Here is a 15,922-nt window from a genome sequence, read left to right as displayed (position 1 = left end):
AGAAAAACCCAAAGGGTTTTTCTCTTTTTTTATCGCATAGATAACTTTCCAGCAAGAAGTGTTGCAACGCTGCGGCAATTTAGATAGGGCAACTTTGCTTGAAGGCTCGCAAATCGGCGGGCTTTCTTTATCGATATAGTAAAGTAAGAAAATCGTCAAAGTTTGGCGATATACCAGGAAGGCTGCTGCTGTATAGTTAAGGTGTCATAAAACAATTAGAAGGAATGTTTTGGAAAGGCATCTGCCCTAGAGTGGAAAAACAGATGAAAAGAGGCTATTCAGTTATGATACACGGTACGGAATATTACACAAATAAACTACGCGAAACGGTTATGCTTCAGCAGCCTGTCAGGCACTGTTACGACATGCTCCGTGAGGAAATTGTGAGTACAATTGATGAACCTGACATGAAGGTTGAAGAAATTTCGTTTTTAGATCAAGCATTTGAACGGGTCAAGTCTGAATTGATCGATATCCATTAAAGATGTCCAGAAGAGCAGGGGCTTGAGAAAAGGTAAAATGTTCTTCTGTGTCATTGCCTTGCTCCGTTTCCGGCGCGAGGCCTTTTTTTATCATGGCTCAGCGTGTTTTCGGTCTGCTGTCACAGAACATTCGGAATTGTCACCGGTCAATTCCAGAAAACCGGCAGCCGGGTTGCTATAGTTGAAGTTAGAGTATTAAGTGCTGATATAACGTTTTTAATCATTATATTCAATCCATCCATAGGGGGAATTAGTGTGACAATGACACCCGGAGCAGTTTTGCAAGAACGGCCGTCAACTGTAGAAGCCGGCCAAAAGGATTATATGCCGCGCCTCATTTTTTGGGAACTTACAGAAGGATGCAACTTAAAATGTGTGCATTGCCGGGCGACTGCCCAGCCTCAGCGTAATAAGGAAGAGTTGACGACGGAGCAGGCTTTTAGCATTCTTGAACAGATTGCAGAATTTGCCGATCCGATACTGGTGCTTACGGGGGGAGAACCGCTGTATCGGCCTGATTTTTTCGAAATTGCGGACTATGCGAATAAGCTTGGAATCACAACAGCCCTCGCTTCAAATGGAACATTAATTACAAGAGAGATCGCAAAGAAAATAAAAGATGCAGGGATACGAAGGGTTGCAATCAGCCTTGATGGCCCGACAGCCGACATCCATGATAAATTCCGAGGAATACCGGGCGCCTATGAGGCAGCATTACGCGGAGCTTCTTACGTTAAGGAACAGGGCATCGAACTCCAGTTCAATACGACAATCACAAAACATAATATTGAGTATGTGGAAGATACCGTCCAGCTTGCCCGCGCCCAGAATGTCGATGCGCTGCACCTGTTCATGCTCGTTCCCGTTGGCTGCGGCATCCAGATCACGGAGAGCCAGATGCTTCCGGCCGAACAATACGAAGAAGTGCTCGGATGGTTTTATGACCGGTCACGCGAAGTGCCATTTGAAATCCGCGCAACCTGCGCGCCGCACTATTACCGCATCATGAGACAAAAGGCGGCGGAAGCAGGCGATCGCATAACTGCGAAAACACACGGTATGGCCGCAATGACGAAAGGATGCCTTGCCGGAACGGGTGTAAGCTTCATCTCCCATAAGGGAAAGGTGCAGCCATGCGGCTATCTCCCTGTGCAGGCAGGGGATCTTGCGGAACAAAGTTTTGCTGAGATCTGGAACGGCTCCCCTGTGTTCATGAAACTGAGAAACAACGAAGAACTCGAGGGGAAATGCGGTGTTTGTGAATTCATCAATGTCTGTTCAGGCTGCCGCGCTCGAGCTTACTATGAAACAGGCAGCTATATGTCTGAAGAGCCGTATTGTGTCTATACTCCGCAAAAATTGCGTACTGAATAGAGAAGTAACCAAGGTGCCGTTTTCTTCTAAAGGAAAATACGCTTATGACGATATCTGCTGGCACCAGGAAATCAAGAGCGCCGTTTACGAGAGACATTTATAAAAAAGGCGGAAAGTGATTCAGCACTTTCCGCCTTTTTACTATTTTCTGCTCGATTCTTCATCGTTTTCTTTTTCGCCGGGATACTCGGCCGGCATTTCATCCACTGTATGTTTGTACTGATACCCTTTGGAAATGGCAAGTACACTAAGGAGAAGAATAACGATTACGACAATAATGGATATAATCAAAATTTTCATCATCTGAATACCACTCCTCTAAAAATGCCCGAAAGCATGGTTGTCTGTCTTTGTTCACTTCTTATTATACTACACAACCTTTGTCTTCTAATGAAAGGACAGATGCGGGTGTTATTGCAGTGAGCCTGCGTAGTGTTTTTTCAGTTTTTTCAGCGCTTGTCTGCGCCAGCCATTATATGCGGATGCTGTAACACCGGTCATGAGCATGATTTCTTTTCGGGAATAGCCGAGGAAAACATGATGAGTGACCCAAAATATTTCTTTTTCTGATAAAAGGTCCCATGGGAAAAAGTCATACTGGTTCTCCATCCATATCTCGGGTGTATCGGTGGATAGCATTTCGGTACCAAAGGCCTTCACCTTTTCAATTGCATATTGCTGGGCTGTCTGCTTTTTCAAATAAGTGAGCATCTTCCCTCTGACGGTTTTTATCGCGTAAGCACCAAATGATCCTTTCTCCTCGTCAAAACGTTCGATTGCCTCCCAGAGTCCGATCATTCCGACCTGATACAAATCATCCCGGTGAAAATCGTTATTTAAGGAGATAAGCTGCTTTTTTACAATAGGTTCATACTGAATTAACATTTTATCCATTTTCACTGAACAAGCCTCTCCGGACGCGCATCCTGTTTAGTAACCGGTTCCTCTGCAATATAATGGATGTGAGTCAGGACTTCATCCATGCGAATAGCCAGAGCAGAACCCTATTGATGCGGAAATGCCGGTAGTGCGAAGGAAGAGGAGCAGATAGAGGGGGGCATGCGGGCTATTATGTCCATTACAGCATTTCTTTTTCCTGATATACTTGAATAAAAGTGGATTAAGGGGGACTATGAGTGATTGATTTACGAAGTGATACAGTTACAAAACCGACTGAAAACATGCGCAGGGCCAGCTATGAGGCCGAGGTCGGAGATGATGTGTATGGTGAAGATCCAACTGTCATAAAACTGGAAGAGAAAGCGGCAGAAATGCTTGGAAAAGAGGCAGCACTATTTGTTACAAGCGGTACACAGGGGAACCAAATTGCAGTATTGACCCATTGCCGGCCAGCTGACGAAGTGATCCTCGAAGCGGAATCCCACATTTTTTATTATGAAGGGGCTGCCATTTCAGCATTCGCAGGTGTTCAGCCGCGGACAATCAATGGTGAAAAAGGAGCGATGGATCCGGCAGAAGTGGAAGCGGCCATTCGGCCTGAAGATATACATATGCCGGAAACCGGTTTGATTTTGCTGGAAAATACCCATAACCGGGCTGGAGGTGCAGTTGTACCGCTTGCAAATATGGAGGCAATAAAACATATCGCAGGGAAACACACCATTCCGATCCATTTGGATGGGGCAAGACTTTTTAACGCAGCGGCGGCTCTTGATGTCCCTGTAAAGAAAATTGCCCAATATACGGATACGGTCCAGTTTTGCCTTTCCAAAGGTCTCGGTGCTCCTGTCGGTTCAATCATTGCAGGGAGCCGTTCATTTATTGAAGAGGCGAGAAAATGGCGGAAGCGGCTTGGCGGCGGGCTTCGTCAGGTCGGAGTTATAGCCGCTCCCGGCCTTGTCGCTCTCACGGAAATGACGGAACGGCTGACAGAAGACCATGAAAATGCTGCGGTTTTAGCCCGTGGAATAGCCGAAATAGAAGGTCTTGAAATTGAAAACGACGTGGAGACGAACATTGTCCTCATCAATGTGAAAGAAGCCGGTATGACGTCTTCGGATTTTGTTGAAAAGCTGAAAAGCGAAGGGGTGCTTTCCGGTGGCTTTGGCCCTTACACAGTCCGGCTTACCACCCATTATGATGTGAACCGCACGGATATTGATAAGACAATCGAAATTATAAAGAATATGATGGCTTAATAAGACAAAAAACCTTGCCGTAAAGTCAACAGGCACTGTTTTTGAGTCCAGGCAGCCGTATTCCGCAGGCGCCCCGGGAACATCCTTGGCTCAGTGCCTATAAACAGCTGAATGACCAAAATATAGGTATGGAATCCCGATTTCCATGCCTATAAATGAGAGAAAGCCGACAATTCAGGCACTGAACAGTAATTCAGTGCTCTGCCCTCAAACCCAGACCATTTTCCGTCTCTCTCCTATGGAAGCAGGAATGGATGTCGCACTTGTGCATGTAGTGAAAGTGAGTCCCAGCAGCGGAAATCGACTCCCAGTCCTAAAATGCAATTTTAGGAGCAGGATTTACTTCCATTAAAGGATGCTTTATTCGAATAACTTCTTATACAAAAAGCTCAGTGTTCTGAGCTTTTTGTACTGTATATTGTGCGATTTAACCTGTTGATTCAATTTTTACTAAGTGCGGTATTTCAAGTTTTCTCCACAATAACTGAACCACTCTACCGTAATAAGCGGCGGTTTTTTTATGGATAAAAGAATCGTGGCAGATTCGCTGTACTGAGTCCGAAATAGTATACGGCTTTCATACCGAATACCGGTTGAGTTTAATTGGACACGTGTGGTGCTGATGTTCTTAATGGAGCCGTCTGAAAAGCATTGAGCTTTCCAATTCGCGTGCTCCCATTTTCTGCTTTAACGTCTCGAGCATATAAAGGCCTACCATATCGTATAATTCCTGTTCATCCATTTCTTCTATAAGATCCAGCAAGTCGTCTCTGTCCATTTGTTCGAGGACTGCAAATGTGATGATGTTGGCATCCTCTTCATCACCTGAAAGATGGTAGCGGTATCTATTGAAAAGATCATCGACTAATTTCACTTTATCCCTCCTAAAATAGGTCATACCCGGCGCATCTATATCCAAAACAATACATATCAAGGGCTTTTACGTTCAGTATACCCGCTTTCAGCAATAAAAAAAGGGATACGGTTTGGATAAGTGAAATGAAAATCACGCCGAAGCCGGACGCTGTATATTTTCAAGGTGGTTGTAACAGATTAAAACCATCAGACCTTTATGAAAAGGAGCTGGAATGATGGAAAAACAAACGTATTATGTCGCAATCGGCAGCGGCGATATCCTTCCGATACAAACGGCGACGCCCTACGATTTTGAAATTGAAGCGACTGAAGAGGATATAACTTTGCTGCAGGATTTATTCGATGGAAGGACGTCAAAAGACTGGGGTGCTTTTATCAGGGCCCACCTTCCATACCTTGAGTATCATCTCGACCGTGAAAACGATGGATATGACGAGCGGCTGAGGGCAATCTACGGAATGATCCACAAACTGGGGAAACCGGAAACGAAGCAGCATATTGAAAGCATCGGGGTCTTGGAAAACAGAGCCGAAGATTCTCCTTTCTGAATCTGGACACAAGCAGGCGGGCGATTAATCCGCCTGCTTATTTTAATCCAGGTGCGCAGTATATTTTCTTGCCACTTTTGAAACGAACGGATTATCTTTTATCCAGAATCTCCAGGGTACAGCAGTATACTCTTCTGCGTAATCGATATTGATTCTGGGCCCTTCAACGATTTGCCGGGCATCTGGCTGGCCAGCGGTGAAATCAATCCACAGCGGCGGAGTAGTGAGATCATTTCCATACAAATCCATGCTCAATCCAAGTGCCATTGAAAGTTTGCCCGGCCCATTTGTCAGATTGGCGAGTTTCCGGGCGGGCAATGCCCCTTCTTCATCCGTAAGTTCCATGCCTCGCCGTTTAGCCATCAGACGAAGACCGTCAACGGGTTCTAGCGCCCTGATCAATATTGCTTCCGGTTTTCCGGGAGGGCCGCTGACTACATTAAAACAAAGGTGCATTCCATAAATCCTGAACAAATACGCAAGGCCGGCTCTTTCGTACATCACCTTTGTCCGGTCTGTTTTTCTGTTTCCAAATGAATGGGCACCTTTGTCTTCAGGCCCCATATACGCTTCTGTTTCAACAATCCGTCCCGAAGTTACTCCTTCATCTGTCTTATGGATCAATGTCTTCCCGAGCAGGCTGCGGGCCAGCTGAAGGGTCGGCTGTTCAAAGAAATGCATAACAACACTCCTTCGCGTACGATGTTCTTTTAATGTACCCTTTATGTGAATAAAACCTGCCGGCTGATTTCAAACTATCATAAAAACGCGAAGAAAGCAGGTGAAGGGAAATGAACAAAAATACGGTAAAGGGACTTTTAACTGCAGTGCTTTTAAGTTTAGCTGCCGGCTGCGGACAGCAGGCTTATGAAAATGAAACCGGCCCGGCTGGTATAAAAGAGGTGAAAATGTTTGAAAAAGGCAGGGCTGAAAATGAAACGGATTTTTCCTCCATATATGAACAGCAGGTGATCGGGAGCCAGCTGCAGGCAATAAATGAAACGTTCAACAGGGAATCGGTAAACGGCATCCCTTCTTATCCAAGAGAGAGGTTGGTTGAAGTCAGAAACGGCAATGAAGCGGTCTATGAAAATGGAGCAGTTATAGACAGGGCAGGAATCCTTCGTCAGCCGCCGCGGAATGGACAGCTCGAAGCGGCCCAGATCCGTCCTTTCATTCGCAGGGCTGTGAAAGAAATCAGTTCACATGCCGTCTATATGAATGGTGAGAAAAAGAAAATCACCAGGGCGTTTTATAAGCAGGGAATCACGGCACGCTTAATGCTTAACGGAAATGAAAAAGAGGTATTTCAGAACGATGCAGCCGAAAAATTTCGGGTAATGAAGCAAATTCATGATATGTCGGGTTTTAGCCGGGCCTTGCAAGATTATGCCTCAGGGACCTCCACATTGCTTGCTGAGGCTTCACAGGAAGGCGATTATCAAAAATATGTGGATGCTGTCAAAGATATTCAGTCGCTGAACCGGGCGGTCAATGTGCAATAAAAAGCATGCTGTGTCAACGGCGTCGGTCACGGACGAATATTAAAAAGATACCTGAGCGGGTGTTTTTCCAGCCTTGGCAAGCGGCTGGGGATTTGTTGTAATCCATCATTCTTTGCTCTAAAAGAACGGATGGAGTGCGATGAGACAGCAATGTGTATAGCCAGCTTCCCGCCATATACCCCGCTAGATCGTTATCCCTCTGTATATTCTGGACTCCATGCCTATCCTCTCGATCCGGAACTGGCTTTTTGCGGCTTATCCCTGATTTTCGTTCAAAATGATTGGTGAGCCAATGCTGTGAATCAGCAGATCAACAATCTTAAGGCCGCCGTTTCAATACTTTGCATGTTAACATAAAGAACGCTGATTCCCACATCAAGTACAAAGCGGTTGGAAATGAGCCGGTGCCTCCGTTCAAAAAACTTCCAAGAAAATGTTGGGATTTTGAAACATACAGGGACGGGATTCCGTCTATATCTATAGAGCCCTGGATGGGAACGGGTGAAGGGCAGTCCGTAAATTTGTACATATAACAGGTTTAACTACTTCCTTTTCATGGGAATACAGGAAGTAGGCACAAACAGCAAACAGGGGGAGATCAGCATGAAAACAACAAGAAAATGGTTGCCTGCAATGACAGCCGCACTTTTCATAGCGGCAGGGGGATTATTCATGTTTCCGGAGTCAACGGCAAAAGCGCCGTTCGGTCATTTATTTCCTGAAACCCAGGTAGCGCAAGCAACAGAGAATAAGGAACAAGCAGCCTTTACAGAGGATCAAGCCGAAACATTATTAACCGCATTCATCGATAAGCTTGTACAGGATACAGACGAACAGTATATGGTTAAGAAATATCAGTCTAAACAAGAACTTCTAAATGACTTCGGCAGCATTTCTAAACTTGAGGTTGCAAAAACATATGTGGATTTTTATTATGAAGAGAGGGACGGCGGTTTATATATCGTTCCGACAGAACTTCCGCCCTGGTTTGAAAAAGACAATCCATACGAACTGAAAAAAATTGACTCAAAAAAATATGAGCTTTATCAGGAGAACACTTCCGATCTCTATGGATCCTACAGCATAACAGTGGAATTCACTTACGAAAACGGCAAGTGGATCATCAGTAATATTATCCACCGTTAATCTCGAAAGGGACGGTAATGGAATTCATAAGTAATCCGATAGAAGGATGAAATCACAAGACACTACAAAAGTTGGAGTTATGGCTATGATTACTTTTCAGGATTACTATGACAATACAGTGAAATTCTCGTTTTCGGAGCAGCCGTTCTCGGATGATCCCCGGCATGTTTGGGTCATCTGCAAATTTCATAATCAATGGCTGCTGACACGCCATCGAAACAGGGGAATCGAGTTTCCGGGCGGTAAAGTAGAACCCGGGGAAACGCCTGAAGAGGCAGCTGTAAGAGAGGTATTCGAAGAAACTGGCGGAATTGTGGAAGAGCTCAACTATATCGGGCAGTATGAAGTGTCAGGAAAAGATGCAACAGTTGTGAAAAACACTTATTTTGCCCGGATCCGGGAAGTCCGAAAAAAAACGGACTACCTGGAAACGGAAGGTCCTGTTCTGGTCACTAGCCTGCCGGATAATATCCGCAGCCGCAAAGAATTCAGTTTTATGATGAAAGATAAGATATTGGTTGAAAGTATGAAGTATATTCATGAACACAACCTTATTTGAATAGTGTTGAAAAGGCTCCTGCCGATGGATTAACGGCAGGAGCCTTTTTTTATAGGTAAGAAAGTTTTAAGGAAGATCAATGTCCGGCTGCGAGCCCTAGCGGCTATCGTCATAAGCATTGCCGCCCCAAGAAGGGAAAAAGCGCCCTTCCTGGTACAGCCCTGCTTATGCGTACGCCGCTGAGCAAGGGCTCTCCGCATTTCGAATTGTCCGGCTGCGAGCCCTGGCGGCTATCGTCATAAGCATTGCCGCCCCAAGAAGGGAAAAAGCGCCCTTCCTGGTACAGCCCTGCTTATGCGGTACGCCGCTATGCGGGAGCCTTGTGCATTTGTTCTTTACCTTGCGGAAAGGGCGCTTAAATAGTATGAGAAAGCATCAACAGAATATATTTAACCAAACAAAACATGAATAAAATAGATAAAACTAAACAAAAACCAATTAAACTAAACAAAACATAACGAAATGGATTGACCGCGTATAATGCAGACAGTAAACTTAGAGTGCAGGTACATAAAAGGAGTGTTTATCCATGGCGAAACCTTTCTTGACTCCGGAAGATGTTGCTGACATGCTGAAAATTTCAAAGTATACCGTATATGAAATAGTGAAGCGCGGGGAGCTTCCGGTTACAAGAATTGGCCGGAAGATGCGGTTTAATCCTGAGGACCTTGATGTCTTTCTCGGCAAACAGCATGGCGTGCCTGAAGCGGAAGATGAATATTCTCGTGCACAGGGGGCTGGCCGGCTGGCGCCTCCAGTGCTTTTTATTGGCAGTCATGACCTTTCAGTAGACCTTGTCATCCGCTATATGAAAGAGCGAGGAGAAGGTACATTGATTCTTCCTGCCTTTGTCGGCAGTATGGAAGGCCTGCTCAGCATGTATTTCGAGAAAGCTGATATTGTCGGCTGCCACCTGCTTGATGAGGAAACGGGTGAATATAATACGCCTATTATCAGAAGGATGTTTGCGGGACAGCCGGTTTATGTCGTGCAGTTTGTAAAGAGGAATATCGGCTGGATCGTGCCTGAAGGAAACCCCAAACATTTGCAGGGCTGGAAGGATCTTAACCGAGCCGATTTGGTGTTTGTGAATAGGCAAAAAGGGGCCGGGACCCGCCTTCTGCTTGATTTCCATCTGAAAAAAATGGGAATTGACCGCCGTTCCATCAGAGGTTATGAAAATGTTGAACAGACACATACCGATCTTGCCTCTGCCGTTTTGAGAGGTGAAGCTGACGCGGGATTAGGTACTGAAAGCGCTGCTCGGAAAAGAGGACTTGGCTTTGTGCCGCTTATCAAGGAAAGGTATGACTTTGTCATGAGGGAAGAGTTTTACAAGAGTGAGCAGTGGCTGTCGATAAAACAAATTCTGCAATCCGATGAGTTACAGGAAGGGATCAACAAACTGGGTGGATATGATGTAACCGGGATCGCTTCAGTCATTGAGGAGGTCAATTAATTGAAAAAATCATTTTTATTTCTGATTGGTGCCATGTTAACGGCACTGCTTACGGCATGCGGAAACGTTCAGTCCATTCAGGAAGCAGATGGCGGGGGAAAAGAAAATGCTGCTGCGGAACAACCTAAATCAAGTTTCATCCTTGCCACAACAACGAGCACCCAGGACAGCGGCCTATTGGACAAGCTTGTGCCTATGTTTGAAGAACAGAATGGATATATGGTCAAAACAATTGCGGTAGGTACCGGGAAAGCACTTGAGATGGGAGAAAACGGAGAAGCAGATGCGCTATTGACACATGCTCCGGACTCTGAACAGGTACTGGTGGATAACGGTGATGTCACAAACTATCAGCTTGTCATGCACAATGATTTTGTCATCGCAGGCCCGGGGGAGGATCCGGCCGGCATCAAAGGTGCGAAAAGCCCTGGTGAAGCATTGAAGATGATTGCCGATTCAGAGTCTGTTTTTGTTTCACGGGGCGATGATTCCGGGACCCATAAAAAAGAAAAGTCTTTATGGGAAGAGGCGGAATTGCAGCCTGGAGGGAAATGGTATCAGGAAACAGGACAGGGAATGGGCGGAACGATAAGAGTGGCATCTGAAAAAAGCGGTTACACGCTTACTGACCGTGCTACTTATCTGGCACTCCATGATGAGTTATCAATGGAAATCCTTGTTGAAGGTGATGAAAGCTTGAAAAACATATACCATGTCATGCAGGTGAATTCGAAAAAATCGGACAAAATCAACAGCGAAGCTGCAGAAGCTTTTGTGGATTTTATGGTTTCCAAAGAAGCACAGGATACGATTGAACAATTCGGCATTGAACAGTACGGCCAGCCGCTGTTCTTTCCGGATGTAAAATAAAAGTCGACTTGATGCCGGCACATAAGTGCTGTGAGCTTTCCAGTTTCGCAGCACTGAGTATCCGCATCAATGGACCGGAGGAATCAGCATGGATATGATATATCGCGGACTTTTAGAAGCCCTGCGCATGATATTTACCGGTGACCCGGAAATCTTCAGTATTACCTGGCTGACATTGAAGGTGTCCGGAACAGCAACCTTGATCAGCTTGGTCATCGGTGTCCCGCTTGGCGTGATACTTGCCTGGGTGCGGTTTCCAGGCCGGAAATTCATACTCAGTGTCATCAATACGGCCATGGGCTTTCCGCCGGTCGTCATCGGGTTATGGGTGTTTTTGCTGCTGGCCCGGAACGGCCCGCTTGGTTTTATGAATTTGATATATACACCCACTGCAATTGTAATTGCCCAGGCAGTCATTGCCTCCCCGATTGTTATCGGACTTACAAGTGCTGCCATCATGCAAATCGACGACCGCCTGCTTTTGCAAATGAGGGCGCTTGGCGCAACACGTGTGCAAATGCTGCTCCTGGCTTTGCGTGAGGCACGATACTCCCTGCTTGCTGCTGTCATCGCCGGCTTCGGTGCAGTTGTTTCGGAAGTGGGTGCTTCAATGATGGTCGGAGGGAACATAAAAGATTATTCGCGGGTGTTGACGACTGCAACCGTTATGGAAGTCAATAAAGGGAATACCGAGGTGGCCATCGGTCTTTCGGTCATCCTGTTACTGCTTGCTTATTTTGTGACTCTCGGATTGACGATGATGCAGCAGCGTGAGGTGAAAGAATGATGCAGCCTGTTATTGAAATGAAGAATGTTCGATTAGCTAAAAACGGCCGCACGATTCTTGAAGTGCCTGAATTAACGGTAAAAGAAGGAGAAGTGACCGGTATCATCGGCCCGAACGGTGCGGGCAAAAGCACTCTGATGAAAGTGATGGCGATGCTGGAGGACCCTGATGCCGGCTCCATATCATTAAGCGGACGTGAGGTTTTCCCAGGGAACATCACAATCGAAACGAGGCGGCAAACGGCTGTCGTGTTTCAGCATCCGCTCATGATGGATACAACCGTATTTAAAAATGTGGCTGCTCCGCTTTCCTTCCGAAAAGTGCGGAAACAGGATGTAAAAGGAAAGGTAGTGTATTGGCTTGAGCGTTTTGGCGTGGGACATCTTGCCGGCAGGCATGCAAGGACGCTGTCCGGCGGCGAGTCACAGCGCGTTTCACTTGCCCGTGCGTTTGTCACCGATCCCAGGGTGCTTTTTTTGGACGAGCCTTTCTCGGCATTGGACCTCCCGACAAGGAAGAAACTGCTCCAGGACTTTAAACAAATTTTAAAGGAGACAGGAACAACCACTTTGTTCATCAGCCATGACCATCAGGAAATCAGTTATTTATGCGGCCATGTGGCGATGGTTTATGGCGGAAAAATGATTAAGAAGACGGAATTGCCGCTTGATGGTGTGAAAAATGTTCCCGAAGGTTTCCATGAGTTTTTGGAAGGGTGGATGGCTCCGCTTGCCCCCTAAGATGAGGAATGCCGATTTGGAGGAAAGCCGATTTCACCGCAATAGGGCTGTTTGCCAGCGTGATTGAGCGGAAATACAGCATAATACTGCTGTTGAACGCCCTGGTGTTGATTATCGGGTACTGTTTTCTGAGTCCAAAACAGTAACTGGTACAACAAACAGCAGTCCCATTAGCAATAGAATTGGGCTGCTCATTTTTATTAATAGGCTCTGTTTCTTTGCCGCGAGGCGGACGGTAAGTCTCATTATATTGCTACCCCTGCTGCTGGGTCTCACCTGACCCGCTGCTCCGCGGAACATTGAAAAAGCTCTTCGAATTTTCACCGGATGAGAAAATACGGTGTGTTTTCAAGGTGTCTCGCATACCTTCACCAATCGAATAGAGGTACGAATCATGAGGAATCGTCCCTGTAAATGCGCTCAGGACCGATTTGAGATACGAAACGGAGCTGAAAACCGCCCAACAATGTGTAACATCAAACACAGCCATTAATAAAATAAATGCAAACTAGTATAAGAATTCATACTCCGATAGTAAGGTGACACTACTTCTTTATTCTTGCCTTTTACAGAAACCAGTTGTAAAAGCGATTGATTGCCAATCAAAAGAAACGCCTATACTTTTTACATTCATAGTGTTTTTCTATGCTATGTGTTTTATTTTGCGGGCAAAACTCAACCGAACGCGATAGAATCAGAAAAAGCATTCTTGATAACATAACGTATAACATATAACATGGAACCCTGCCTAATCATAAAAATGCCAAATCCCGCCCGGAAAACCGGCCGGGATTTATATATATATCCATAGTTATCCGGACCTTTTTATCAGCTTAGCTTCCAGCCATTCGACTGCCTGGTACATCAGTGTTGCGAAAACGGCAATCAGCAGCAGGCTCAGAAGAACCAATGTAAAATTGAAAACCTGGAAGCCGTAAATGATCATATACCCGAGCCCTTCGGCCGAAACCAGGAATTCGCCGACAATGACACCGACCCATGAAAGCCCGACATTCACTTTCAAGGTGGAAATAATCGCCGGGAATGAAGCCGGCAGCACAGCTTCATGGAATACCTGGCGTTTCGTGGCACCGAATGTTTGCATGACCTTGATATAGTTGTCATCAGTTTCTTTGAATGCACTGTATATAACCAGGGTTGTAATGATTACGGAAATGACGGTGCCCATTGCAATAATGGATACAAACCCGGGACCTAGAGCGACGATTAGTATTGGGCCAAGTGCCACTTTCGGCATCGCATTCAAAATGACAAGGTAAGGGTCCAGTACATCTGATAGAAACGGTGACCACCAGAGTAAGGCGGCAAGCAGTGTGCCAAGCAGTGTCCCGAGCAAGAATCCGAGAACCGTTTCAAATAAAGTGACCGATAAATGGGTGAGAAGTGACCCGTCTGCCAGCTTCACCCAAAACATTCCCCAGATCTTTGAAGGCGCACTGAAAATTAACGGATCGATCCAGGTGAGCCTGCTGGCGGCCTCCCACGATGTGAAAAAGGCGAGAAAGAGGGCGGACTGCCAGGTCAGAACCTTTGTTTTGGTGGTTTTTATCCCTTTTAAATAGTCAGCATGGCGTTTTTCAATATCAACTTGTTTGTTCAAGGCTCTCCAGCTCCTTCCATATCGTTTGGAAAAGTGCCGAAAACCTTTCATCCTGTCTTGCGAGAAACGGCCTTTTGTTACGCAGTTCTGCCGGCACCTCGAATATTCTGGCGATGGCACCAGGTTCTCCTTTTAATAAATAGATCCGGTCGCTCATGGCAATCGCCTCGCCGATATCATGTGTGACAAGAAGCGCCGTCTTGTTGTACTCTTTCAACGTGGCTAAAACAAGGTCCTCAAGTTTAAGCTTTGTCTGATAGTCCAGTGCTGAAAACGGTTCATCTAAAAGGAGCAACTTCGGATTGACCGCAAGTGTACGTACGAGAGCGACACGCTGCCGCATGCCTCCTGACAGCTCGTCGGGATATTGCTGTTCCACATTTCCCAGGCCCATGTCTTCAAGCAGGCGCAGGCTCCGCTCTTTTGTGTCTTCGTTCAGCTTATTCATCGTTTTTAAGCCTAGAAATATATTTTCAGCAATCGTTTTCCAGGGGAATAAATAATCTTGCTGCAGCATATAGCCTATTTCTCCATCTGGCCGCTGCACCGTCTTGCCGTTGATTGCCGCCTTTCCGCACGTCGGCATCAGCAATCCGGCGATGATGGAAAGTAAAGTTGTTTTTCCGCAGCCGCTTGGGCCGAGAAATGACACAAATTCACCTTCCTCAACTGCAAGAGAAACCTCATCGATCGCGGTTGTAACGGATGTTTTGGAAAAATAAGTGTGGTGGATGCCCTCAAGTGTCAGGAAACTCATAAAAAGTCCTCCCGGTTATTTCATCGCTTTTTCTGCGAATTCATTGTTTACAAGCTCACTATGCCCGATATCGGCAGGGAGTTCCCCAGCCTCTTCCATGATGGACTTCAAGTTATTCCATTCTTCTTCATCAAGAATCGGATCAGTGGCATAGGATCCCTGGCTTTTATAACGGTCGACAACGGTTTCGATCAACTCTTTCGGCGTATCTTCAAAATACGGGGCAATGGATTCTGCGATTTCAGCTGCACTGTGTTCTTCAACCCACTTCTGTGCTTTATGAACGGCTTTTGTAAAACGTTCAATAACACCTCTGTTTTCATTCAAGTAGCTTTTCTTTGCCATGAAAACTGTGTAAGGGACGTGGCCGGATTCCTCACCGAAGGAAGCGACGATATGCCCTTTACCTTCCTGCTCAAAAATGCTGGCTGTCGGTTCGAACAGCTGGACGTAGTCACCTTTTCCTGAAGCAAAAGCATTTGCGATATTCGCAAAATCGATATTTTGGATCAATTCCATATCGTAATGGGGATCGATTCCGTGCTTTTTCAGGACATATTCACCAACCATTTGCGGCATGCCGCCTTTCCGCTGGCCAAGGAAAGTTGTTCCTTTCAGGTCCTCCCAACTAAAAGAGTCCATTTTTTCACGTGAGACAAGAAATGTGCCGTCAGTCTGTGTAAGCTGAGCAAAATTCACAGCCGGGTCATTTGATCCCTGTGCCTTCACATAAAGAGTTGTTTCGGCACCGACCAATGCAACATCAGCTCCTCCTGAAAGAAGGGCTGTCATCGTTTTGTCTCCGCCCCACGTCGTTTTCAGGTCGATTTCCAGGTTTTCTTCTTCAAAGAAACCTTCTGAGAGCGCAACGTATTGCGGGGCGTAAAAAATGGAGTGGGTTACTTCTGCCACTCGGACGCTGTCATTTTGGTTTGCTCCGCAGGCTGTAAGACCCATCAATAGACCGATAGCCGCGAGTACCAAACCCAACTTGAAAAATGGATGCATGTGTTTTCCTCCCCGGTGAAAAATTAACCAT

General features: G+C 46.0%; 19 protein-coding genes. 11 read left to right on the top strand and 8 right to left on the bottom strand.

What is annotated here, in order from left to right; all coding sequences use genetic code 11:
- The first annotated feature begins 284 nt into the window (after positions 1-284).
- Both A4U59_RS09140 and A4U59_RS09135 read left to right on the top strand, forming a co-directional pair.
- On the top strand, positions 285-482 hold the full coding sequence (locus tag A4U59_RS09140) for a hypothetical protein (RefSeq protein WP_070120602.1): 198 nt from the start codon (positions 285-287) through the stop codon (positions 480-482).
- Positions 483-743: 261 nt separating this feature from the next.
- Positions 744-1,856 carry a radical SAM/SPASM domain-containing protein gene (locus A4U59_RS09135; RefSeq protein WP_211274919.1) on the top strand — a complete coding sequence of 371 codons (1,113 nt, stop codon included), beginning with the start codon at positions 744-746 and terminating at the stop codon, positions 1,854-1,856.
- Positions 1,857-1,997: 141 nt separating this feature from the next.
- Here the strand turns inward: A4U59_RS09135 and ytzI are convergent, their stop codons facing one another.
- Together ytzI and A4U59_RS09125 are read right to left on the bottom strand one after the other, a co-directional pair.
- Positions 1,998-2,159 (bottom strand): YtzI protein, encoded by a 162-nt coding sequence (gene ytzI / locus A4U59_RS09130; RefSeq protein WP_070120601.1) that lies wholly within the window; start codon positions 2,157-2,159, stop codon positions 1,998-2,000.
- A gap of 108 nt (positions 2,160-2,267) precedes the next feature.
- Complete coding sequence (locus A4U59_RS09125) at positions 2,268-2,750, bottom strand: sigma-70 family RNA polymerase sigma factor (RefSeq protein ID WP_169823943.1); 483 nt, start codon at positions 2,748-2,750, stop codon at positions 2,268-2,270.
- A gap of 242 nt (positions 2,751-2,992) precedes the next feature.
- Between A4U59_RS09125 and ltaE the strand changes: the two genes are divergently transcribed.
- The gene (ltaE, locus tag A4U59_RS09120) at positions 2,993-4,015 is read left to right on the top strand and encodes a low-specificity L-threonine aldolase (protein WP_070120599.1); all 1,023 of its coding nucleotides are present in this window, start codon (positions 2,993-2,995) and stop codon (positions 4,013-4,015) included.
- Between the two features lie 628 nt (positions 4,016-4,643).
- On the opposite strand, the gene A4U59_RS09115 is transcribed toward ltaE, so the two are convergent.
- On the bottom strand, positions 4,644-4,889 hold the full coding sequence (locus A4U59_RS09115) for a DUF6154 family protein (protein ID WP_070120598.1): 246 nt from the start codon (positions 4,887-4,889) through the stop codon (positions 4,644-4,646).
- A gap of 217 nt (positions 4,890-5,106) precedes the next feature.
- On the opposite strand from A4U59_RS09115, the gene A4U59_RS09110 reads away from it, so the two are divergent.
- The gene (locus tag A4U59_RS09110) at positions 5,107-5,439 is read left to right on the top strand and encodes a hydrolase (protein ID WP_211274918.1); all 333 of its coding nucleotides are present in this window, start codon (positions 5,107-5,109) and stop codon (positions 5,437-5,439) included.
- Between the two features lie 42 nt (positions 5,440-5,481).
- Here the strand turns inward: A4U59_RS09110 and A4U59_RS09105 are convergent, their stop codons facing one another.
- A complete protein-coding gene (locus A4U59_RS09105) occupies positions 5,482-6,120 on the bottom strand; it encodes a DNA-3-methyladenine glycosylase (RefSeq protein ID WP_070120596.1) in 639 nt (212 codons plus the stop codon).
- 110 nt (positions 6,121-6,230) lie between these two features.
- Here A4U59_RS09105 and A4U59_RS09100 point away from each other — a divergent pair, with 110 nt between their 5' ends.
- The 7 genes from A4U59_RS09100 to A4U59_RS09070 all read left to right on the top strand — a co-directional run bounded on the left by A4U59_RS09100 (position 6,231) and on the right by A4U59_RS09070 (position 12,505).
- Positions 6,231-6,944, top strand: coding sequence for a hypothetical protein (locus A4U59_RS09100; protein WP_070120595.1), 714 nt, complete (start codon positions 6,231-6,233; stop codon positions 6,942-6,944).
- 603 nt (positions 6,945-7,547) lie between these two features.
- A complete protein-coding gene (locus tag A4U59_RS09095; protein ID WP_070120594.1) occupies positions 7,548-8,090 on the top strand; it encodes a hypothetical protein in 543 nt (180 codons plus the stop codon).
- A gap of 85 nt (positions 8,091-8,175) precedes the next feature.
- On the top strand, positions 8,176-8,649 hold the full coding sequence (gene ytkD / locus A4U59_RS09090; protein ID WP_070120593.1) for an RNA deprotection pyrophosphohydrolase: 474 nt from the start codon (positions 8,176-8,178) through the stop codon (positions 8,647-8,649).
- Between the two features lie 529 nt (positions 8,650-9,178).
- On the top strand, positions 9,179-10,108 hold the full coding sequence (locus A4U59_RS09085; protein WP_070120592.1) for a helix-turn-helix transcriptional regulator: 930 nt from the start codon (positions 9,179-9,181) through the stop codon (positions 10,106-10,108).
- Positions 10,109-10,978, top strand: coding sequence for an ABC transporter substrate-binding protein (locus tag A4U59_RS09080; protein ID WP_245680531.1), 870 nt, complete (start codon positions 10,109-10,111; stop codon positions 10,976-10,978). It abuts the gene before it with no gap.
- A gap of 88 nt (positions 10,979-11,066) precedes the next feature.
- Entirely contained in the window at positions 11,067-11,765 is a 699-nt protein-coding gene (locus tag A4U59_RS09075) for an ABC transporter permease (protein WP_070120591.1), read from the top strand.
- On the top strand, positions 11,762-12,505 hold the full coding sequence (locus A4U59_RS09070; protein ID WP_106406314.1) for an ABC transporter ATP-binding protein: 744 nt from the start codon (positions 11,762-11,764) through the stop codon (positions 12,503-12,505). Before A4U59_RS09075 ends, A4U59_RS09070 begins: the two co-directional genes overlap by 4 nt.
- Before the next feature lie 253 nt (positions 12,506-12,758).
- Here A4U59_RS09070 and A4U59_RS22000 read toward each other — a convergent pair whose 3' ends face one another.
- The 4 genes from A4U59_RS22000 to A4U59_RS09055 all read right to left on the bottom strand — a co-directional run bounded on the left by A4U59_RS22000 (position 12,759) and on the right by A4U59_RS09055 (position 15,891).
- Positions 12,759-12,995, bottom strand: coding sequence for a hypothetical protein (locus A4U59_RS22000; RefSeq protein ID WP_211274917.1), 237 nt, complete (start codon positions 12,993-12,995; stop codon positions 12,759-12,761).
- A 321-nt stretch (positions 12,996-13,316) separates the two neighbouring features.
- Positions 13,317-14,075: an ABC transporter permease gene (locus tag A4U59_RS09065; RefSeq protein ID WP_425388894.1), complete on the bottom strand. Its 759-nt coding sequence runs from the start codon at positions 14,073-14,075 to the stop codon at positions 13,317-13,319.
- 34 nt (positions 14,076-14,109) lie between these two features.
- A complete protein-coding gene (locus A4U59_RS09060) occupies positions 14,110-14,883 on the bottom strand; it encodes an ABC transporter ATP-binding protein (protein WP_070120588.1) in 774 nt (257 codons plus the stop codon).
- 15 nt (positions 14,884-14,898) lie between these two features.
- Positions 14,899-15,891 carry an ABC transporter substrate-binding protein gene (locus A4U59_RS09055; protein WP_070120587.1) on the bottom strand — a complete coding sequence of 331 codons (993 nt, stop codon included), beginning with the start codon at positions 15,889-15,891 and terminating at the stop codon, positions 14,899-14,901.
- Positions 15,892-15,922 lie beyond the last annotated feature (31 nt).

The organism is Bacillus marinisedimentorum (assembly GCF_001644195.2).
GTDB lineage: Bacteria > Bacillota > Bacilli > Bacillales > Bacillaceae_O > Bacillus_BL > Bacillus_BL marinisedimentorum.
The sequence above is the reverse complement of the archived record's forward strand: the minus strand, read 5'-3'. Positions and strand labels throughout refer to the sequence as shown.